General features: G+C 64.4%; 14 protein-coding genes. All 14 read left to right on the top strand.

The features are described 5' to 3' along the window. Nucleotides 1-57: 57 nt before the first annotated feature. The gene (locus ACO056_RS11425) at nucleotides 58-2,400 is read left to right on the top strand and encodes a transketolase (protein WP_421846795.1); all 2,343 of its coding nucleotides are present in this window, start codon (nucleotides 58-60) and stop codon (nucleotides 2,398-2,400) included. A 222-nt stretch (nucleotides 2,401-2,622) separates the two neighbouring features. Next, the gene (locus ACO056_RS11430; RefSeq protein ID WP_421846797.1) at nucleotides 2,623-5,076 is read left to right on the top strand and encodes a TonB-dependent receptor; all 2,454 of its coding nucleotides are present in this window, start codon (nucleotides 2,623-2,625) and stop codon (nucleotides 5,074-5,076) included. Nucleotides 5,077-5,254: 178 nt separating this feature from the next. Continuing rightward, nucleotides 5,255-6,664 carry a betaine-aldehyde dehydrogenase gene (gene betB / locus ACO056_RS11435; protein WP_421846799.1) on the top strand — a complete coding sequence of 470 codons (1,410 nt, stop codon included), beginning with the start codon at nucleotides 5,255-5,257 and terminating at the stop codon, nucleotides 6,662-6,664. After that, entirely contained in the window at nucleotides 6,651-8,333 is a 1,683-nt protein-coding gene (gene betA, locus ACO056_RS11440) for a choline dehydrogenase (RefSeq protein ID WP_421846801.1), read from the top strand. Before betB ends, betA begins: the two co-directional genes overlap by 14 nt. Further along, nucleotides 8,330-9,979 (top strand): APC family permease, encoded by a 1,650-nt coding sequence (locus ACO056_RS11445; protein WP_421846803.1) that lies wholly within the window; start codon nucleotides 8,330-8,332, stop codon nucleotides 9,977-9,979. The genes betA and ACO056_RS11445 overlap by 4 nt, the downstream gene beginning before the upstream one ends. Nucleotides 9,980-10,233: 254 nt before the next feature. After that, nucleotides 10,234-12,741, top strand: a complete 2,508-nt coding sequence (locus ACO056_RS11450; RefSeq protein WP_421846805.1) for a GcvT family protein — start codon at nucleotides 10,234-10,236, stop codon at nucleotides 12,739-12,741. A 4-nt stretch (nucleotides 12,742-12,745) separates the two neighbouring features. Beyond that, nucleotides 12,746-13,984 (top strand): aromatic ring-hydroxylating oxygenase subunit alpha, encoded by a 1,239-nt coding sequence (locus ACO056_RS11455; protein WP_421846807.1) that lies wholly within the window; start codon nucleotides 12,746-12,748, stop codon nucleotides 13,982-13,984. 5 nt (nucleotides 13,985-13,989) lie between these two features. After that, nucleotides 13,990-15,243 (top strand): sarcosine oxidase subunit beta family protein, encoded by a 1,254-nt coding sequence (locus tag ACO056_RS11460; RefSeq protein ID WP_421846809.1) that lies wholly within the window; start codon nucleotides 13,990-13,992, stop codon nucleotides 15,241-15,243. A 10-nt stretch (nucleotides 15,244-15,253) separates the two neighbouring features. Beyond that, nucleotides 15,254-15,526, top strand: a complete 273-nt coding sequence (locus ACO056_RS11465) for a sarcosine oxidase subunit delta (RefSeq protein WP_421846811.1) — start codon at nucleotides 15,254-15,256, stop codon at nucleotides 15,524-15,526. Then, entirely contained in the window at nucleotides 15,523-18,387 is a 2,865-nt protein-coding gene (locus ACO056_RS11470; RefSeq protein ID WP_421846812.1) for a glycine cleavage T C-terminal barrel domain-containing protein, read from the top strand. The genes ACO056_RS11465 and ACO056_RS11470 overlap by 4 nt, the downstream gene beginning before the upstream one ends. Then, nucleotides 18,380-18,919 carry a sarcosine oxidase subunit gamma gene (locus tag ACO056_RS11475; RefSeq protein ID WP_421846814.1) on the top strand — a complete coding sequence of 180 codons (540 nt, stop codon included), beginning with the start codon at nucleotides 18,380-18,382 and terminating at the stop codon, nucleotides 18,917-18,919. The genes ACO056_RS11470 and ACO056_RS11475 overlap by 8 nt, the downstream gene beginning before the upstream one ends. Next, complete coding sequence (locus ACO056_RS11480) at nucleotides 18,916-19,425, top strand: prolyl-tRNA synthetase associated domain-containing protein (protein WP_421846816.1); 510 nt, start codon at nucleotides 18,916-18,918, stop codon at nucleotides 19,423-19,425. The genes ACO056_RS11475 and ACO056_RS11480 overlap by 4 nt, the downstream gene beginning before the upstream one ends. Further along, complete coding sequence (locus tag ACO056_RS11485; protein ID WP_421846818.1) at nucleotides 19,422-20,798, top strand: L-serine ammonia-lyase; 1,377 nt, start codon at nucleotides 19,422-19,424, stop codon at nucleotides 20,796-20,798. The genes ACO056_RS11480 and ACO056_RS11485 overlap by 4 nt, the downstream gene beginning before the upstream one ends. A gap of 121 nt (nucleotides 20,799-20,919) precedes the next feature. Beyond that, nucleotides 20,920-22,698: an amidohydrolase gene (locus tag ACO056_RS11490; protein WP_421846820.1), complete on the top strand. Its 1,779-nt coding sequence runs from the start codon at nucleotides 20,920-20,922 to the stop codon at nucleotides 22,696-22,698.

The raw sequence follows: 22,698 nt of genomic DNA on the forward strand, positions 1-22,698 counted from the left end.
CCGTTTGCCGCGCTATATTTCGCAAACTCCCTACCGAGACGGAATCGAAAGCCTGCCATGACCGCCGCACTTGCCGATCCACGCGTCCAACTGGTCCCCGCCATCGAGGCGCTCGACGCGCGGCTGCGCTGGCTCTCGGCATGGACGGTGCACAATGCCAACAACCTCCGCACGAAGCGCGACGGGATGAAAGTGGGCGGGCATCAGGCAAGCTGCGCCTCGATGTCGACGATCATGGCCGCGCTCTATTTCCATGCGCTGCGGCCGCAAGACAAGGTGGCGGTGAAGCCGCATGCGGGGCCGCTGCTGCACGCGATCCACTACATGCTGGGCAACCAGTCGCTCGATCAATTGCAACGCTTCCGCGGCCTTGGCGGCATGCAGAGCTACCCTTCGCGGACCAAGGACCGGATCCCGGTCGATTTCTCGACAGGGTCGGTCGGCCTTGGCGTGGCGATCACCGCCTTTGCCAGCCTGGTGCAGGACTATTGCATCGCGCAGGGGCATATGAGCGAGGCGGACGCTGGCCGCATGATCGCGCTGATGGGCGATGCCGAACTTGACGAGGGCAACATCTACGAATGCCTTATCGAGGCTTACAAACACGATATCCGCAATTGCTGGTGGGTGGTCGACTATAACCGGCAGTCGCTCGATGCGACGACCGCGGACCGGATGTTCCGCCGCTTCGACGATATCTTCGAGACCTGCGGTTGGCGGGTGATCACGCTCAAAAGTGGCAAGTTGCAGAAGGCGGTGTTTGCCAAGCCTGGCGGAGCGGCGATCGAGGACTGGATCGACAATTGCCCCAACGCCGAGTTTGCCGCGCTGACCTATCAGGGCGGCGCGGCGTGGCGCGAGCGGCTGCTCAAGGATCTCGGCGACCAGCCGAAGACCCGCGCGCTGATCGAGAGCTTTGACGATGCGGCGCTCGCCCAGCTGATGACCAACCTTGGCGGGCACTGCGCAGAGACGCTGATCGAAGCCTTCGCTGAGGCCGATGACGACAAGCCGACGCTGTTCATCGCCTATACCGTCAAGGGCTATGGTCTGCCGCTGGCGGGGCACAAGGACAACCATTCGGGCATGATGAACACCGCGCAGATCGAAAGTCTGCGCGCCAGCATGGGCATTGCCGAAGGCGCGGAATGGGAGCCCTGGGGCGGGCTGGGCGATAATCTGGCGGCAGAGCTCAAGGCCTTCGTGGAGCGCAGCGCGCTGGCGGTGAAGCCTGCCGAGCATAGCCCGCCGGCCATTCCGGTGCCGGCGCGCCTGCCTGTGCCGGAGGGCGAGGAGCAATCGACGCAGTCTGCCTTCGGCCGTATCCTGATGGATCTGGCGCGGCCCGGTGATCCGCTGGGTGATCGCATCGTGACGACCGCGCCCGACGTGACGCAGACCACCAACCTCGGCGGCTTCGTCAACCGGCGCGGGCTGTTCCGCCGCAGCGAGCTCAAGGACGTGTTCCAGGCCGCGCGCATTCCTTCGGCGCAGAAGTGGGTGGGCAATACGGCAGGGCAGCATGTCGAGCTGGGCATCGCCGAGACCAACTTCTTCCTGGTGCTGACCGCGTTCGGCCTTTCCGCGCCGCATTTCGGGACGCGGTTGCTGCCGGTGGGGACCGTCTACGATCCGTTCATCGCGCGCGGGCTCGATGCGCTGAACTATGGCTGTTATCAGGATGCGCGGTTCCTCCTGGTGGGAACGCCGTCGGGGCTGACGCTGGGCGCGGAAGGCGGCGCGCACCAATCGATCAACACACCGCTGATCGGAATGGGCCAGCCCAACCTCGATTACTTCGAGCCGGCCTTTGCTGACGAGGTGGCGCTGCTGATGCGCCATGCTTTCCACCATATGCAGCAGCCCGATGGCAGTTCGGTCTACTTGCGCCTCAGCACGCGCTCGATCGCGCAGGCTGTGCGCGAGGACGAGAGCTGGGAGGCCGATGCGCTCAAGGGTGCCTACTGGCTCAAACGGCCTGCACCGGGCGCGGAGGCGGCTATCGTGTTCACCGGGGCAATCGCACCTGAGGCGCTGGCCGCGTGGGAGACGCTGCGTGAAGATCTGCCCGGTCTGGGCCTGCTCAACGTGACGTCGCCCGACCTGCTCCACCGGGCTTGGTCGGCCCGGCGTGCGGCGCGGTGGACGGGCAAGAAGCCTGAGCCCAGCCATATCGACACGCTGCTCGGCACATTGGCACCGGCGGCCGGACTGGTGACGGTGATCGATGGATCGCCCTCCGCGCTGTCATGGCTGGGCGCGGTCAAGGGAATGCGGGTGAGCCCACTCGGAGTCGATCGTTTTGGCCAGACAGGCGACCTGCCCGATCTCTACCACACCTACCGGCTCGACGCGGATGCTATCATCGACGCGGCGGCAGAGCTGTTTCTGGAGGGGTGAGGGGAGCAATTGCTTGGTATTCCAACATCTAATGGAAGATATAATCTCCCTTGATATGCAGGCTTAATCTCTAAGTCATTGAAATACTTGTGGCCGATTGGCATCGGCCAGCAACCTTCGGTTTGCTGCGCGCGGCGCGTGCTTGCGCGTACCGGAGGCTTGAGGCACTTCTTTGCACATCTGGAGAAGCGGGAGGGACGCTGTCCTCCGGGGAGAAAGAACATGAACATGACGGACATGAGCACCATCCGCCGCGCGATGCTGGCGGGCACGGCCCTTGCGGGTCTCACGCTGGGCCTTCTGGCCGCTCCGGCCTCGGCGCAGGAAGCACAGGCGGCACAAAGCGCAGCCACCCCTGAGCAGACCGGCGAGATCGTCGTCACCGCCCAGCGCCGTGAGCAGAAGGCCAACGATGTCGGCATCGCGGTTAGCGTGGTCGGCGCGAAGGACATCAAGGCGCTCAACATCACCAACGCGACCGATGTCGTGCGGGCGATCCCCAACCTCAAGTTCAACGCCTATGGCTCGAGCCAGGTCGTCTACAACATCCGCGGCGTCTCGCAGAACGACTACGGCGACCAGCAGGAACCGCCGGTCGCGGTCTATCAGGACGACAGCTATACCTCCTCGATCACCACGGCGAGCTTCCCGGTGTTCGACCTCGCGCGCGTTGAAGCGCTGCGCGGGCCGCAGGGTACGCTGTTTGGCCGCAACGCCACGGGCGGCGCGGTGCAGTTCATTTCCGCCCAGCCGACCAAGGACCTCGACGGCTATCTGTCGGCGACTTACGGCCGCTATAACCAGACGATCCTTGAGGGCGCGCTTTCCGGTGCCTTGTCTGACACGCTGACGGCGCGCATTTCAGGCCAGTATTCGCGCGATGACGGCTATCTCAAGAACATCACCCCCGGCCAGGCGGACCGCGGGGCGGACAACCACTGGGCGCTGCGCGGGATCCTGAAGTGGGAGCCAGGCAGCGACTTTAAGGCCAAGCTGACAGTGCGCTACACGCAAGCGGACAAGGAGCGTCAGGCCGGTGTCTACACGCTTGCACCCGCTTGCCCGAACGCTCAGTTCCAGGGCGAATTCCTCGGCGAGAACGAGGCCTGCGCCTATTGGGGCACTGTCGGCACCACCGGCAGCGGCTACAAGAATCCGTCGATCACTCCTTCGCAAGGCGGCAATCCCTGGCGCACGGCGGGCACAGGCGATGCCTATGTCGATCGCAACGTGTTCGGCGCTTCGCTGCGGCTCGATGCCAAGCTCGGCGTGTTCGATGTGACTTCGATCACCGACTACACGCACCTCAAGAAGTTCTACATCGAAAGCGGCGACGGCCAGCCCGAGCTGCCCTATGTCGAATTTGGCCCAGTGCGCGCGCCCGGGCCGTGCGCGGCACCGGCGCAGAGCGTGACCTGCTACGAGAGCGGCACGGTGTTCTATCAGGACGCGCGGACCAACCAGTACACGCAGGAACTGCGCGCAGCTGCCACGTTCGGCAGCAACTACCTGACCTTCGGCGGCTTCGGCATGATCATCGATGGCAAGTTCCGTGCGAAGTATGCCACGCCCTTCGATGGCTATGACCCACGCGTCCGCTTCACCCAGCGCACCGAAAGCTTCGCGTTCTTCGCGCAGGACGAATTCAAGATCAACGATCAGTGGAAGCTGATCGGCGGCGTGCGCTACTGGCACGACAAGAAGCGCGGTGACTACACCGCTGAATCGCCGGTCGGACCTTATGCGCTTTCGCTGCATTTCGGGCCGAACGACATTTCCTACACCGACAACACCGGCACGGTTACGCCGGGATCGTGGAGCTATGGCAGCGGGGCCGCCTCGGGTGTCACCGTGACGCCGGCGGCTGCAACGCCGAGCTTCAGCGGCGTGACCGCCCGCGCGGAGATCGACTACAAGCCGACGCCCGACACGCTGATCTATGCCAGCTACAATCGCGGTTCGAAGTCGGGCGGGTTCACTTTCTCGACCGGCACGCCGTTCCCGACCCAGCTGATCGATACGATCAACAACATTCCTTACCGGCCGGAAACGCTGAACGCCTACGAAGTGGGCCTCAAGGCCAAGCTGCCCGGGAATACGCAGTTCAACCTTGCGGCGTTCTACTATGACTACAAGAACTACCAGGCCTTCGTGCAGGTCTTCGCGGCGCAGGTGGTTCGCAACTTGCCCGCCAAGATCAAGGGCATCGAGGCAGACCTCACCAGCCACCCGATCCCCGGACTGACGCTGCAGCTTTCGGGTGCGGTGCAGGACAGCGAAGTGAAGAACGTCCTGCTGCCCGACGGCGTGACGGTGAAGACAAGCAACCTGCCGCAGGCCCCGGGCTTCTCCGGCAATGCGCTGGTGCGCTATGAATTCGACACGGGCATCGGCCGCGCCTCGCTACAGGCGGATGGGCTCTACACTGGCAAGTTCTGCTTCTCGGTCATGTGCGCACCGGTCGAGCGCGAGAAGCCCTACCACGTCGAGAACCTGCGCGTGGGGCTGACGCCGAAGGGCACCAACGTCGATCTCGCGGTGTTCGTGAACAATGTGTTCGAGCGCCAGTACCGCACGTACGCGTTTGACGGTTCGGCCTATTGGGGCGATGTGCTTGGCGTCTACGGCAAGCCGCGCACCTGGGGCGTGAATGCGGTGTGGCACTTCGGGAAGTAAGAAGAAGATCACCCCTCCGCCTCGCTTCGCGAGCCACCTCCCCATTTGTGCCTGCGGCAAAAATGGGGAGGAAAGTAGGTTCTCCCCATTTTTGCCGCAGGCACAAATGGGGAGGTGGCCCGCCGCAGGCGGGTCGGAGGGGTTCTTCCCCTTGATTTGAAAGCGGCGACACCAACCCATGACCAAGACCTTCCAGACGATCAATCCGGCCACCGGCGAAGTGCTGGCAACGCTGCCCATCGCCGGAAAGGCCGAGGTCGATGCCGCGGTCGCCAAGGCGGCGGCGGCGCAGAAGGAATGGGCCAAGCGGACCGGCACCGAGCGCGGGCGCATCCTGCGACGCGCGGCCGATCTCCTGCGCGAACGAAATGACGAGCTGGCCGCGCTGGAAACGCGCGATACCGGCAAGCCGATCCAGGAAACTCTGGTGGTCGATGTCGTCTCGGGTGCGGACTGCCTCGAGTTCTTTGCGGGCATCGCGCCGACCATTGCCGGCGAACATCTTGATCTTGGCCCGGCCGCCTTCGGCTATACCCGGCGCGAGCCGCTGGGGGTATGCGCCGGGATCGGGGCATGGAACTATCCGATCCAGATCGCCTGCTGGAAATCCGCACCCGCGCTCGCCTGCGGCAATGCGATCATCTTCAAGCCCTCGGAACTGACCCCGCTGACCGCAATCGAGGTGGAGAAGATCTACCGCGAAGCCGGACTGCCGGACGGGCTGTTTCAGGTCCTGCACGGCTTTGGCGAGACCGGCGCTTTGCTCACCCAGCATCCGGGGATCCACAAGATCTCGCTGACGGGCAGCGTGCCGACCGGCAAGCGGATCATGGCGGGCGCCGCGGCGACGCTCAAGAACGTGACGCTGGAACTCGGCGGCAAATCGCCGCTGATCATCTTTGCCGACGCGGATATCGAGAATGCGGTTTCGGGCGCACATCTCGCCAATTTCTACTCGGCGGGTGAAGTCTGTTCGAACGGGACGCGCGTTTTCGTCGAGCGCAGCGTTCTGCCGCAGTTCCTCGAAAGCCTCAAGGCGCGCACCGAGCGGATCAAGCTGGGCGATCCGATCGACCCTGCGACGCAGATGGGTTCGCTGATCTCGGAAGCGCACATGAACAAGGTCATGGGCTATATCGAGAAGGGCAAGGCCGAAGGCGCCGAAGTCCTCACCGGCGGCCACCGCGTGACCGAGGGCGTGCCAGCGGCGGGCTTTTATGTCGCGCCGACCGTGTTCACCGCCTGCACCGACGACATGACCGTGGTGCGCGAGGAAATCTTCGGACCGGTCATGACAGTGCTTCCGTTCGACAGCGAAGAGGAAGTGATCGCGCGCGCCAACGATACCGAGTTCGGCCTTGCTGCAGGCGTCTTCACCAGGGATCTGACGCGCGCACACCGCGTGATCGCCGCGCTCGATGCGGGTTCGTGCTGGATCAACACCTTCAACATCTGCCCGGTCGAGATGCCGTTCGGCGGGTTCAAGCAGTCCGGCCTCGGCTTTGAAAACAGCCGCGAGGCGATCCACCACTTCACGCGCCTCAAGAGCGTCTATGTTGCGATGGAGCCGATCGATGCCCCTTACTGAGGGTGAATTTGCCAAAGATACTTGGGACTATGTGATCGTCGGCGCAGGTTCGGCCGGCTGCGTGCTGGCGGACCGGCTGACGGCTGACGGCAAGCACAAAGTGCTGGTGCTGGAATTCGGCGGCTCCGACCAGTCAATCTATATCCAGATGCCGAGCGCGCTCGCCATCCCGATGAACACGACGCGGTGGAACTGGCACTACGAGAGCGAGCCCGAGCCGGGGCTTGATGGCCGCGTGCTGCACACTCCGCGCGGAAAAGGGCTGGGGGGCTCGTCCTCGATCAACGGCCTTGTCTACATTCGCGGCAATCCGCTGGATTTCGAGCGCTGGGAAGGCGAAGGCGCCAAGGGCTGGAACTACGCCTCGGTGCTGCCCTACTTCAAGCGAGCCGAGCGGCGCGACGAGGGCGGCGATGAATACCGGGGCGGCAATGGCCCGCTCGATACGCGCTACGGCACACTGGAAAATCCGCTCAATCAGGCCTGGCTCGATGCGGCGCAGCAGGCGGGCTATGGGCTGACCGACGACGTCAACGGCTACCGGCAGGAAGGCTTCGGCCGGATGGACATGACCGTGCGGGACGGCGAGCGCTGCAGCGCGGCCAAGGCCTATCTGCGCCCGGCGATGCGGCGGCCGAACCTCACCGTCTTGCAGCACACGCTGGCGACGCGCGTGGTGATGGAAGGCAAGCGCGCGGTCGGCGTGGAATACGAGCGCTATGGCAAGCGCCATGTGGTGCGCGCCGGGCGCGAGGTGATCCTTGCGGGCGGGCCGATCAATTCGCCGCAGCTCCTCAAGCTTTCGGGCATCGGTCCGGCAGAAGAACTGGCGCGGCACGGGATTAAGGTCGTGGCCGATCGCGCCGGCGTCGGCGCGAACTTGCAGGACCACCTCGAGTTCTACTTCCAGATGGCCTGCACCCAGCCGGTCACGCTCTATAAGTATGCCAACCTGCTCGGCAAAGGCATCGTCGGGGCGCGCTGGCTGTTTCTGAAATCGGGCCTCGGCGCGACCAACCATTTCGAGACTTGCGGCTTCATCCGCAGCAAGGCCGGCATCCGCTACCCGGATATCCAGTACCACTTCTTCCCGATGGCCGTGAGCTACGACGGCAATTCTCTGGCAAGCGAGCATGGCTTTCAGGCCCATGTCGGCCCGATGCGCTCGAAGAGCCGGGGTTCAGTCACGCTGCGCAGCGCCGATCCGCTCGACAAGCCGGTGATCCGCTTCAACTACCTGACGCATCCCGACGATATCGAGGAAATGCGCGCCTGCGTACGGCTGACGCGCGAGATCTTCCAGCAGCCGGCCTTTGCGCCCTGGCGCGGGCGGGAGATCCAGCCGGGGGCGGACGTCACCAGCGACGAGGCGATCGACGCTTTCATTCGCCAGAAGGTCGAGAGCGCCTATCACCCTTCCTGCACTTGCAAGATGGGGGCGGTGACCGATCCCATGGCCGTGGTCGATCCCGAACTGCGCGTGATTGGCGTTGAGGGGCTGCGGGTTGTCGACAGCTCGGTGATGCCTTCGGTCACCACCGGCAACCTCAATGCGCCAACGATCATGATCGGCGAGAAGGGGGCGGACCATATTCTCGGCAAGCCGCTCCTCGCAGCGTCCAACGCGCCTTACTATGTCGCCCCGGACTGGGAGAATAGCCAACGATGAGCGGCACAGCGATCGCCGATGTCGCGATGATCGAGGAAAGCGCGCAGCTCCATCGTTCGCTCGATTGGAAGGGCGCGTTCTGGGCCTCGAGCGGCGTGCCGGCGGGCGTGCTTCTCACCATCGGCGGCATCGCGACGATGATCGGCCAGCCGAGCTGGGTGATCTTCATCGCCTCGATCATGATGGGGTTCCTGCAGAGCTTCGTCTACGCCGAAATCGCCGGGCTTTATCCGCACAAGTCGGGCGGCGCATCGGTCTATGGTGCGGCGGCGTGGCTGCCGTATTCCAAGTTCGTTGCACCGATATCGGTGTGGTGCAACTGGCTGGCGTGGTCACCGGTGCTGACGCTCGGCACCAGCCTTGCCGCCGGGTATATCATGGCGAGTCTGTTCGCGCCTGATAGCGTGATCAACACCTGGCACATCACGCTGCTGGATCTGGGCTTCATCCGCGACAAGCTTACGCTGCGGATCAATGCCGTTTCGATCATCGGCACGGCGTTCCTGCTGCTGACTTTTGCACTCCAGCACGGCGGTGCGGCCAAGGCGGCGAATGCGCAGAAGATCCTCGGCATTGCCTGCCTTGCACCGCTGATCCTTGTCGGCCTTGTGCCGCTGGTTACCGGCGATCTGCCCACGAAGAACCTGTTCCCGCTGCTGCCGCTAGTGCGCGATGCGGCGGGGCACGCGCATTTCGGCACGTGGGACGGCTACGGCCTGACGCTGATGGCCGCCGCGATGTTCGGTGCGGGTTGGTCGACTTACGGGTTCGAGACAGCGGTGTGCTATACCCGCGAATTCCGGAACCCCGCGCGCGATACGCCGCGCGCGCTGATCGCCTCTGGCATCCTGTGCATCGTGATCTTCGCGCTGGTTCCGCTGGCGTTTCAGGCCTCGCTTGGGCTCGAGGCGATGATGGACCCGTCCATCGGCAATGGTTCGGGCGTGGCACTGGCCCTGGCGCGTATCGTGACCAAGGGGCTAGGTGTGACGGCGGGCGGCGCCGTGATCGTCGCCAACCTGTTCATCGCGATGCTGATCCTTTCGCTGCTGCTGATCGTGATGACTTCGATGATGGGCTCATCGCGCACGCTTTATCAGGCGGCGGTCGATGGCTGGCTGCCAAAGTACCTGGGCAGGGTCAACAGCCACGGCGCGCCCACCGCGGCTATGTGGACCGATCTGGCCTTCAACCTCGTGCTGCTGATGGCTTCAGACTATTTCGCGGTGCTGATGATCAGCAACGTCTGCTACATGGCGTTCAACTTCCTCAACCTGCAATCGGGCTGGATCCACCGCATGGACCGCGCCGGATGGGAGCGGCCGTTCCGCTGCCCGACCTGGCTGCTGGGGCTTGGCGCGGTGCTGGGTTTCGTCAACATGGCCTTCATGGGTGCGGGTGCGGACGTCTATGGCGCGGGCACTTTGCGCAATGGTCTGATTGGCGTGCTGCTGATCCTGCCGGTCTTCGCCTTCCGGCATTATGTGCAGGACAAAGGCGTATTCCCGGCGGCCATGTCGGAGGACTTTGCCGAAAGCGCGGCGGTGAAGCGGGCGGGCGTGCTGCCGTGGCTGGCGCTGACCGGGGCGGCGCTCGTCGTGTTCGGGGCGCATTTTCTGGCGCAGCTGCCGGTACCGGTGGGTTGAAATTACCCCTCCGTCAGCGCTTCGCGCTGCCACCTCCCCATTTGTGCCTGCGGCAAAAATGGGGAGGACCGAAATGTTCCTCCCCATTTTCACGTAGTGCAAATGGGGAGGTGGGCCGCCGAGGGCGGGTCGGAGGGGTTCTTTCACCTAATACCCAGCATTAGTCTTCACGATGGACGCAATGAGCGGTTCAGCCTTGCGCGCGCGGCTGGCATAACGGCATCCTGAGAGAAACTGGAAGGCCAAGAGGCGACATGAAGACGACAGCGCGGGTAGTGGTCATCGGTGGCGGTGTGGTGGGCGTGAGCACGCTCTATCATCTCGCCAAGCTCGGCTGGAGCGATTGCGTCCTCATCGAGCGCAAGGAACTCACCTCGGGCTCGACCTGGCACGCGGCGGGGCTGCTGCCGCTGTTCAACCTCTCGTACTCGGTGGGCAAGCTGCACCAGTATTCGGTCGAACTATACCCTTCGCTGGAGGCCGAGACCGAACTCAACGTCGGTTTCTCCAACGTCAGCAACATCCGCCTCGCCACCACGCGCGACCGCATGGACGAGTACAAATACTACGCCGGGGTGGCGCAGACGATCGGCGTCGAAGTGAACTTCCTGAGCCCTGACGAGGTCAAGGCGATCTGGCCGCTGGCCGACATGACTGGGGTGCTCGGCGCGATCCAGCACCCGGCGGACGGTTATATCCAGCCTGCCGATCTCACGCAGGCGCTGGCCAAGGGTGCCCGCCAGCGTGGGGCGACGATTTATCGCAACACGACCGTGACCGGCATCACGCAGAAGGCCAATGGCGAATGGGTGGTCACGACCGATCAGGGCGAGATCACTTGCGAGCACGTCGTTTCCGCCACGGGCAGCTTCGCGCGCCAGACGGGCGAGATGGTCGGGCTCGATATTCCTGTCGTGCCGGTAGAGCACCAGTATCTCGTGACCGAGCAGCACCCCGAAATCATGGCGCGGCGCAAGGCGGGCCTGCCCGAAATGGGCGTGCTGCGCGAGTCTGACGCGAGCTGGTACATGCGCGAGGAAGCCGGCGGCCTGCTGCTCGGGCCCTACGAAGTCGGCGCGCCTGCGTGCTACGTGAAGGGCCCGGCGGCCAACAGCGAATACGAACTGTTTCCCGACGCGCTCGAGCGGCTCGAGCCCTACATCCTTTCGGCCATGGCGCGTGTGCCTGCGTTCGGCGAAGTCGGTGTGAAGAAGGTGTATAACGGCGCGATTGCCTACACCCCCGATGGTTCGCCCATCGTCGGCCCGGCGTGGGACAAGAAGAACTTCTGGCTCAACGAAGGCCATTCGTTCGGCATCACCGCCGCGGGCGGCGCGGGCTGGCAGCTGGCGCAGTGGATCGTGGAAGGCGAGCCGAGCATCGACATGATGGGCGTCGATCCGCGCCGCTTCGGTGATTATGCAGGCGAGGGCTACCTCATCGAAAAGAACGAGGAAGCCTACGCCAAGGTCTTCACCGTGCACTACCCCGATGAAGAGCGCGAAGCCGCGCGGCCGCTGCGCCGCACGCCGTGCTACGATCGGATGAAGGCGCTGGGTGCGGTGTTCGGCTCGGTGTTCGGGTGGGAACGACCAAACTGGTTCGCACCCGAGGGTTATGAGCTAGGCGAGTCTGATCTCGACAAGCCCGACGTGATCCTGGGCCACAACCACCCCGATGTGGCGGGCGAGCCGATCCGCGAGAAGTGGTCGTTCCGCCGTTCGAACTACTTCGAGCACGTGGGTAATGAGTGCCGCCATGTGACGCAGCATGTCGGCATTCAGGACATGAGCGCGTTCGCCAAGTGCCTGATCTCGGGCCCGGGCGCGGAGGACTGGCTCAATGGCCTCCTCTCCAACGTGGTGCCCAAGAAGATCGGCCGCGTGACGCTGTCGTACCTGCTCACCGATGCAGGCGGCGTGCGCGCCGAGTTCACCGTCTACAAGAAGGGCCCGCAGGCCTATTACCTCGTTTCGGCCGGCGCGCTGGAGCGGCATGATCAGGACTATCTGCTGAAAGCCCTGCCGACCGATGGTTCGGTGCGCTTCGAGCGGCTGACGACGGCGATGGGCGTGCTGGTGGTCGCAGGTCCCAAGTCGCGCGATGTGCTGCAGAAGCTGACCCACGCCGATCTCTCGAACGCGGCGTTCCCCTGGCTCACCGGCCAGTCGGTCTCGCTCGGGTTGGCCAAGGTCGATCTCCTGCGCGTGAACTTCATCGGCGAGCTGGGCTTTGAGATCCACCACCCGATCGAGATGCAGAACTACATCTTTGACAAGATCATGGCGGCAGGTGCGGAGTTCCAGATCAAGCCCTTCGGCATCCGCGCAATGACCGCGATGGCGATCGAGAAGAGCTACAAGCTGATCCCGCGCGAGCTTTCGATCGAATATGCCGCGCTCGAATCCGGGCTCGACCGTTTCGTGAGCTTCAAGAAGCCAGCGTTCAAGGGCCGCGAGGGGCTGCTGGCGCGCAAGGAGGCCGGCCTCAAGTGGCAGTTCGTCACGCTCGAAGTCTTCGGCGTGACCGATGCCGACGCGCGCGGTTCGGAAGCGATCTACCGCGAAGGCACGCTGGTTGGCCGCGCGACCTCGGGCGGCTATGGTTGGCGCTGCGGCAAGAGCCTCGCGCTGGCGATGGTCGCACCCGAACATGCCGCGGTCGGCACGGAACTGGAGATCACGATCCTGGGCGAAGCGCACCGCGCGGTGATCATCCCGGACTCGCCGTTCGACCCGGACAACAACGCATTGCGGAGCTGATCCCATGATGCACTTTGACGCGATTGCCGAGAGCCTCAAACAGGACCGTGCAGGCTTCACCCTGCCGCAGAAGCTCTATGTGAGCGAGGAGGCCTACCGGTTCGACACCGAGGTTCTGCTCAAGTCGGTCTGGCTCTATGCCTGCACCGTCGCGCACGTGAAGAACCCGGGCGACCGCTTCCTGTTCGAGCTGGGCGAGACCTCGGTGATCGTGGTGCGCACCAAGGACGGTGAGATCAAGGCCTTCCACAACACCTGCACGCACCGCGGCGCGAAGCTTTGTGAAGGCGCGGGCAAGGCGGCGCGTCTGGTGTGCCCCTATCACCAGTGGACTTTCGCGCTCGATGGCAAGCTGCTTGCCGCGCGCAACATGCCCGAGGGCTTCGACAAGTCCGAGAACGGCCTGCGCCCGGTCGCGCTCGAAAACATCGGCGGGCTGATTTTCTTGTACCTGTCCGACAATCCGCCGCCGATCGACCGCGTAAAGGCGGACATCGAAGAGCAGATTGCGATCTACGACATGACCAAGCTCAAGGTCGCGGTGCAGGACGATCTGATCGAGCCTGCCAACTGGAAGCTCGTGATGGAAAACAATCGCGAGTGCTATCACTGCGACGCGAGCCATCCCGAGCTGATGAAGTCGCTTTCGACATACGGCTTCGGCAAGGGCCTGCCCGAGGACGGCGAGAACGATGTGGTCGATGATGCCGATTTCGACGCCATGCTGGAGGCGCAGCGCCAGCGCTGGCAGGAACTTGGCATCTATCACGATCTCGTCGAGTTTCCGGATAGCTGGTGGCACCGCGTGGCGCGTTTGCCGCTGGCGAACGGCGCAGTGACGCAGACGCTGGACGGTAAGCCCGCTTCCAGAAAGCTGATCTGGCCGCATGGCGACAAGGAGCAGACCAGCCTTTCGGTCTGGACGCAGCCCAACTCCTGGCACCATTTCTGCTGCGATCACGTGGTGACGTTCTCGCTCACCCCGCTCGGCCCGGACAAGACCTTGCTGCGCACGACCTGGCTTGTGCACGAAGATGCTGTTGAAGGCGTCGACTACGATGTCGATAACCTCGCCGCGGTGTGGCGGGCGACCAATGCGCAGGACAGCCATCTTTCGGCGGTCAACCACGCCGGAATCAAGGGCGATGGCTATCGCCCCGGCATGTATTCGGTCGAAGAGAAGCTGGTGGACGCGTTCAAGGCGTTCTACGTCGAGCGCAGCCGCGCTGCCTTGGGGGTCTGAACACGATGAAGCGGTTTTCCGGTTTCAACCTGATCGGCGAGGCGTTTCGCAGCCATCAGGGCTGGCCCGAGCACTGGCCCGACAAGGCGCCCAAGGCGAGCTACGATGCGATCATCGTCGGCGCGGGCGGGCACGGCCTCGGCGCGGCGTATTATCTGGCGAAGAAGTACGGGATCACCAATGTCGCGGTGATCGAGAAGGGTTGGCTGGGCGGCGGCAACACCGGGCGCAACACCACGATCATTCGCTCGAACTACCTCTACGACGAGAGCGCGCATCTTTACGATCACGCCGTGAAGCTGTGGGACGGGCTTAGCCAGGAGCTCAACTACAACATCATGTATTCCAAGCGCGGCGTGCTGATGCTCGCGCACAATGTGCATGATGTGCAGAGCTTCAAGCGGCACATCCACGCCAACCGGCTCAACGGCGTCGACAATGAATGGCTGACCCCGGAAGAGTGCAAGGCCTATTGCCCGCCGATCGATATCTCGCCGCGCACGCGCCATCCGGTGCTGGGCGGTGCGCTGCAGCGGCGCGGTGGCACAGCGCGGCATGACAGCGTGGCCTGGGGCTATGCGCGCGCTGCCTCGGCGCTGGGCGTCGATATCATCCAGAACTGCGCGGTAACGGGCATCCGCCGCAGCGCGGACGGCGCAATCGAAGGTGTCGAGACCGAGCGCGGCTTCATCGCCTCGCGCCGGGTGGGCGTTTCGGCGGCGGGCAGCACCTCGCTGGTGATGAAGATGGCCGGGCTCGATTTCCCGCTGGAAAGTTATCCGTTGCAGGCGCTGGTGTCCGAGCCGGTCAAGCCGATCTTCCCTTGCGTCGTGATGTCGAACACGGTGCATGCCTACATGAGCCAGTCCGACAAGGGCGAACTGGTGATCGGCGCGGGCACCGACCAATACACAAGCTATTCCCAGCGCGGCGCGTTCCATATCGTCGAACATACGCTGGCGGCGATTTGCGAGATATTCCCGATCTTCACCCGCATGCGCATGCTGCGGACCTGGGGCGGTATTGTCGACGTGACGCCGGATCGTTCGCCGATCCTGGGCAAGACACCGGTCAAGGGGCTCTATGTGAACTGCGGTTGGGGCACCGGCGGGTTCAAGGCGACCCCGGGTGCGGGCGATCTCCTTGCCTATACCATCGCGCATGATGAGCCCCACCCGATCAACGCGCCCTACAATCTCGACCGGTTCCGCAATGGCCGGTTGATCGACGAGGCGGCCGCTGCCGCCGTCGCGCACTGAGGCACGAGACATGCTGCTGATTCACTGCCCCTATTGCGAAGAGGCGCGGCCCGAGGTCGAGTTCGTCTATGGCGGCGAGGCGCATATCGCGCGGCCGGTCGATCCTTCGACCTATTCGGACGCCGAGTGGGAGAAGCTCCTCTACATCCGCAACAACCCGCGCGGGCGGCACCATGAGCGCTGGCGGCACACGCATGGCTGCGGTCGCTTTTTCAACGCGGTGCGCGATACGGTGACGGATGTGTTCGAGACAACCTACAAGGCCGGGGAGCCGCGCAAGTGAGCGGATTTCGTCTGGCAGACGGCGGCCGCGTTGACCGCCGCACGAAGCGCACCTTCAGCTTCGATGGCAAGGCACACTGGGGCTATGCCGGCGACAGCCTCGCCTCGGCGCTGCTTGCGCAGGGGCAGATGCTGTTCGGACGCTCGTTCAAGTATCACCGCCCGCGCGGCATCCTTGGCGCCGGAGTCGAGGAGCCCAACGCGCTGGTGACCGTGGATCGCGGGCCCGGGCGCGTGACGCCCAACTTGCGCGCGCCTTCGGTCGCGGTGCACGACGGCCTTGTCGCGACTAGCCAGAACCGCTTCCCGACCCTCAAAACCGACCTGATCGCGGTCAACAACGTGTTCTCTGCGTTCTTCCCGGCGGGGTTCTACAACAAGACCTTCATGTGGCCGCGCGCGGCGTGGGAGAAGGTCTACGAGCCGATCATCCGCCGCCTTGCAGGTCTGGGTGACAGCCCGACGACGCGCGATCCCGATCACTACGACGCGACTTACGCGCACTGCGAGACGCTTGTGGTGGGCGCTGGGCCTGCGGGCATCGCGGCAGCCCTGGATGCGGCAGCGAGCGGTGGACGCGTGTTCCTGATCGACGAGCAGGAAGAGATTGGTGGCGGCGCGCTGAGCGATCCGGCGCAGTGGGCGTGGCTGGCAGATGCCACCGCCAAGCTCGCCGCAATGGACAACGTGACGGTGCTTTCGCGCACGACCGCGATTGGCCACTATCACCAGAACTTCGTGGTCGCTGCAGAGCGGCTGACCGACCATCTGCCGGTGGACGAAGCGCACGGCCCGCGCGAGAAGCTTTGGCGCATCCGTGCTGGCGAAGTCGTGCTGGCGATGGGCGCGATCGAGCGCCCGCTGGTGTTCGAGGGCAATGACGTGCCCGGCGTCATGCTTGCAAGCGCGGCGCGCACCTTCGCGCTGCGCTACGGGGTCGCCATTGGCCGCAAGGTTGTGGTCATGGCGGTGCACGACAGTGGCTGGCGCGATGCGCTCGCGCTCCATGCAGCGGGCGTGCCGATTGCAGCGATTGTCGATATCCGGCGCGATGCGGCACCCGAACTCGTCGAGGCGGCGCGCGATGCGCGGATCGCCTGCTATCCGGGCTACGCGGTGACGGGCGTTGGCGGGCGCCAGGCGGTGAGCGGCGTGACCATCGCGCTCGCGGGTGTGGGCAAGGGGCAAAAGCTCGATTGCGACGCATTGCTGATGGCGGGCGGTTGGACGCCGACGGTCCATTTGTGGAGCCACGCCAAGGGCACACTGCGCTGGGACGAGGCCTGGGGCGCGTTCCTGCCGGACAAGACCCACGAGAGCCTGCGCTGCGTGGGTGCCTGCGCAGGCGAATGGGACTTCGGTTCGGGCCTCTCGGTGGGCCTGCTTCCCGCGCCAAAGCCGCTCCACGAAAGCAAGGCCTTCGTCGATTTCCAGAATGACGTGAAGGCGCGCGATATCGGCCTGGCGGTGCAGGAAGGGTTCCGCTCGATCGAGCATATCAAGCGCTACACCACCAACGGCATGGCGACCGATCAGGGCAAGACCTCGAACCTCAACGGGTTGCAGATCGCCTCTGGCGTGCTCTCGCGGCCCGTCACCGAGATCGGCCTGACGACCTTCCGCCCGCCGTACACGCCGCAAAGCTTCGGCGCGATCCTCGGGCATCACAAGGAAGCGCTGTTCCAGCCCTTGCGCAAGACGGTGATCGACGATTGGGCTGAAACCCAAGGCGCGGTTTACGAGAACGTCGCGCAGTGGCGCCGTGCGCGCTATTTCCCGCAAGGGAGCGAGGACATGGACGCCGCCGTCGCACGCGAGTGCCGCACGGTCCGCAGCGCCGTCGGCGTGTTCGATGCCTCGACGCTCGGCAAGATCGAAGTTGTCGGGCCCGATGCGGCCGAGTTCCTAAACCGCATGTACACGAACCCGTGGAAGTCGCTCGAACCGGGCCGCTGCCGTTATGGCCTGCTGCTGGGCGAGCATGGGTTCATCATAGATGACGGCGTTTCGGCGCGGCTTGCGCCCGACCGGTTCCACCTGACGACCACGACCGGCGGCGCAGCGCGCGTGCTGGGGATGATGGAGGACTACCTCCAGACCGAGTGGTCGGACCTCGACGTCTGGCTCACCAGTACGACCGAGCAGTGGTCGGTGATCGCGGTGCAGGGTCCCAAGGCCCGCCGGGTGATCGCGCCGCTGGTGGAAGGCATCGACCTTTCGCCCGAAGCGTTTCCGCATATGGCGGTGCGCGAGGGGCAGATCGGCGGCGTAGAGACGCGGCTGTTCCGGGTGAGCTTCACCGGCGAACTGGGTTTTGAAGTCAACGTGCCCGCAGAGCATGGCCGCATGGTGTGGGATGCGATCTGGGCCGAAGGGCAGAAGCACGGCGCAGTCGCCTACGGCACCGAGACCATGCACGTGCTACGCGCGGAGAAGGGCTTCATCATCGTCGGGCAGGATACCGACGGCACGGTCACGCCGGACGACGCAGGGCTGGGCTGGGCAGTCGGCAAGAAGAAGCCCGATTTCGTCGGCAAGCGTTCGCTGGCGCGGCCCGATATCGTGGCGCCGGGGCGCAAGCAACTGGTGGGTCTGCTCACTGATGATCCGCAGGAAGTGCTGGAAGAAGGCGCACAGATCGTGGCCGATCCAAACCAGTCAGTGCCGATGACGATGATCGGGCATGTGACGTCTTCGTATCACAGCGCCACGCTTGGCCGCTCCATCGCGATGGCGCTGGTGGCCGGTGGCCGCGACCGGATGGGCGATACGCTGCATATTCCGATGGCCGGCAAAACGATCAGCGCCAAGGTTGTCGCGCCCATGTTCTATGATCCGGAAGGGAGCCGCCTCAATGGCTGAGATTGGGGTTGAGATCGCAGAGGTCGCGGTTTCGGCGGCAGAGCTGAAGCTGGGCACGGAGCCGGTCGGCGGCAACGGCGTGCGGTTGTCGATGGCGGATGACAAGGTGCGCTATTCGATGCGGGCGCGCGATCCGGCGGTGCTGGAAGGTGTGCTTGGCCTCGAACTGCCGAAAAAGATCGGCGACACGGACGCCGGGATTGCCTGCCTTGGGCCGGACGAATGGTATGTCGTTCTGCCCGACAACTTCGATCTGCCGCGCGGTGAAGGCTTGCCGGTCAGCGTGGTCGATGTGTCCTCGCGCGCGCTAGGGCTGGTGCTCGAAGGGCCGGGGGCGCTGGCGGTTCTCTCCAGCGGGTGCCCGCTTGATCTGGCGAAGATGAGCGTCGGCCGCGCAACGCGCACGGTGTTCGAGACCGTCGAGATCGTGGTCTGGCGCGAGGCGGAGGACCGGTGGCACGTGGAAGTGTGGCGCAGCTTTGCGATCTGGCTGTGGCATGCGTTTCTGGCCGCAAAGCATGGTGCCAAATGAGCGATGCGGCGCTGAAGGATGCACTAGCAGCGCTCGGGATCGATTGGTCGATCCTTGAGCATGAGGCTGTCTATACCGTTGAGGAAAGCGCCGCGATTCACGACGCGCTGCCGGGTGCGCATACCAAGAACCTGTTTCTCAAGGATGCGGGCGGACAGTTCTGGCTGGTGACGGTCGAGCATTCCCGGCGCGTCGATCTGAAGGCGCTGGCCGGCGTGATCGGCGCCAAGAAGCTGAGCTTCGGCAAGGCCGAGGACATGGAGCGGCTGCTGGGCGTGACGCCGGGTTCAGTGACGCCGCTCGCCGCGCTCCATGATACCGGTGGCGCGGTGCGCGTTGTGCTTGATACCGAACTGGCAGCAGCTGATGCGGTGCATGTCCACCCCCTGCGCAACACCGCAACGATTGGCCTGCCCGGCGCGGATCTCGTCCGCGCGCTGACGGCCTGGGGGCATGAACCGCTGATCGCTGCCATCCCCGAGCGCGCGCCAGCCGAACCGGCATGACCGTCTCGACCTTCGAGCTGTTCAAGATCGGCATCGGGCCTTCGAGCTCGCACACCGTGGGTCCGATGGTGGCGGCGCGTCGGTTCGGCCTGCTGCTGGAAGAGCGCGGGCTACTGGCGGGGACCGCGCGGGTCGAGGTTGATCTTTACGGCTCACTGGCGCTGACCGGGAAGGGGCACGCCTCCGATACCGCGGTGCTGCTGGGGCTGATGGGCGAGACGCCGTCCGGGATCGATATCGACGCGGCGCCCGCAAAAATCGCGGCAGTGCATGAAAGCGGATACATTGATCTGCTGGGCAAGCAGCAGGTCCGCTTTGCCCCCGCGGACGACCTCCATTTCCACCAGCGCGAGCGGCAGCCGTTTCACAGCAACGCCATGGCGCTGAGCGCGTTTGGTGCGGACAATGCCGTGCTGCTGCGGCGGTTCTACTATTCGGTCGGCGGCGGCTTCGTGCTCGACGAGGACGAGGCAGGCCGCAATGCCCCTGCAGGCGATAGCGCCCCGGTGCCTTATCCTTTCACTTCCGGCAACGAACTGGTCGCCATGGCCGCTGAGGCCGGCGTCACGATTGCAGAGCTCATGCTGGCAAACGAAACGGCGCTGCGCCCGCTCGCCGAAGTCGAAGCGGGACTGGACCTGCTCGCCGATACAATGGCTGCCTGCATCGATCGCGGCACATCGCAGGGCGGCGTGCTACCGGGCGGCCTCAGGGTAAAACGCCGGGCGCAGGCCATTGCGGCGGAGCTCGTCGCGCGGCAGCAAGCGGCGCTGAGCGATCCGCTGGTGGTGCTCGACTGGATCAACCTCTGGGCCATGGCGGTCAACGAGGAGAACGCCGCGGGCGGCCGGGTCGTCACCGCGCCGACCAATGGCGCGGCGGGCATCATCCCGGCGGTGCTGCGCTATTACGAACGCTGCTATCGCGGCGATGTGGCAGGGCGGCGTATATTCCTGCTGACGGCGGCAGCCATTGGCGCGCTCTACAAGCGCAATGCCTCGATCTCGGGCGCCGAAGTGGGCTGCCAGGGCGAAGTGGGCGTTGCGTGCTCGATGGCGGCGGCGGGGCTGACAGCGGTTCTCGGCGGCAGCAACGCGCAGATCGAGAATGCCGCCGAAATTGGCATGGAGCACAATCTCGGGCTCACGTGTGATCCAGTCGGCGGGCTGGTGCAGATCCCCTGCATCGAGCGCAATGCAATGGGCGCGGTCAAGGCAATCGACGCCTCGCGCCTCGCGCTGCTGGGAGACGGGCAGCACATGGTCAGCCTTGATAAAGTGATCGAGACCATGCGCCAGACCGGGTTCGACATGCGCGACAAGTACAAGGAAACCTCGCAGGGCGGGCTCGCAGTCAACGTCGTGGAGTGCTGAGGGCGCGGTGATCAATAAATAGGGACTGTCCCTATTTATGGTCGGCGAGAACGAGTTGGTCGACAGGCCTAATTCCCCTTGATACGATCTAGGACAAGCGTTCGGAGTTGGGGGAAGTGACATGGCGCAGTTGCGTTTCGGCAAGTGGCTGCAGGGCGGCCTTATCGCGGCGAGCCTCGCGCTGCCGGCGGGGCAGGTCTGCGCCAAGGAAGCGGTCGATCTTATCCTCCATCACGGGCAGGTCATCACCGTAGACCGCGCCTTCACGCTCAAGACCGCTGTCGCGGTCAAAGGCGACCGCATCGTCGCGGTGGGCGGCGAGGACCTGCTTGAAGCCTATTCCGCGCCCAAAGTGATCGATCTTGCCGGTAAAACGCTGATGCCCGGCTTTATCGACACACATCTCCATCCCAAGCCCGTTTCGCCCAACGATATCGCGGTGCAGGATGCGAAGAGCATTGCCGAAGTGCAGGCCATGCTGCGCACCAAGGCGAAAGAGCTGGGGCCGGGCAAATGGATCACCGGCTATGGCTGGCAGGAATCGAACTTTGCCGAAAAGCGCAATCTCTCGCGCGCCGATCTTGATGCCGCTGCGCCGAACAACCCCGTGGCCCTGCTGCGCGCCGGCTCGCATTCGGCGGCCTATAATTCAGCCGCGTTTCAGATCGCCAAGGTGGATAAGTCGACACCCGAGCCGGCGACGGGCCTGATCGAGCGGGATGCCAATGGCGAGCCCAGCGGGATCATCCGTGAGCGCATGGACATAGTCTCGAAGTTCATCCCCGATCCGGGCTGGGCGGCGATGCGCGGGCCGACGATTGCATGGCTCAAGCAGATGCTCGCGCTTGGCATCACCAGCTTCCACGATGCCAGCGGCACTATCGACGACGAGCCGGTGGGCAAAGGCGGCACCGACAGCAAGGATCTCGATCCGCTGTGGGGCCAGTCCAACATGACATGGAAGCGCGCGCGGGAAATCTACGCGGCGATGGGCGGCGAACTGCCGCGCATCACAATGTACATCATCCACCCCGGCGCCGAACGGCTTAAGGCATTCCCGTATCACACCGGCTACGGCGACAATCACCTGCGGCTCGGTGCGATTGGCGAGAACGCGGTTGACGGCGGGTTCACCGGGCCGACGGCGTGGCTGCTGGCCGACTACAAGGGCCAGCCCGGTTTCCGCGGCAAGGGCCGCTTCACCGATGCGCAGCTGCAGGAACTGGTCGACAGTGCGGCGAAGCTGGGTTGGCAGATGGGCCTTCATTGCATCGGTGATGCGGCCATCGTGCAGACGGTCAAAGCCTATCACAACGCGTTGACCACGATCGCCGATCCTGCGCACGAGCCGAATGATCGGCGCTGGTTCACGGATCACTTCACGATTATGCCGCCCGAGGACACCATGGCGACCATGGCGCAGGACCATGTGATGATCGCGCAGCAGCCCAATTTCCTCTACAACCTCGAGGACCGCTACATGCAGTTGCTCGATGACCAGCGGCTTGAGCACAACAATGCGATTGCCACGCCGGTGAGCAAGTTCGGCCTGTTCATGGCCTTCAGCAGCGACAACCTCCCCATCGGGCCGCTGACCGGCCTTTACGCCGCGATCACGCGCAAGGGACCGAGCGGCGCTGTCCACGGCGCGCAGGAAGCGGTTTCGCGGGCTTCTGCAATCCGCATGTACACCGCAAACGGCGCTTACCTCTCCTGGGAGGAAAACGAGAAAGGCACGCTGGAGCCGGGCAAGCTGGCGGACATGATCGTGCTGCCCTTCGATCCGCTCACCGCGCCGGAGGAGACTTTCCTGTCGGGCAAGGTCGACATGACGTTCCTCGGCGGGAAGCTGGTTTTCCAGCGCCCGGTGAGTGGCAAAAAGGATGCACTCGCCAAGTAA

The organism is Novosphingobium sp., assembly GCF_965228995.1.
In the GTDB taxonomy this organism is placed as follows: domain Bacteria; phylum Pseudomonadota; class Alphaproteobacteria; order Sphingomonadales; family Sphingomonadaceae; genus Novosphingobium.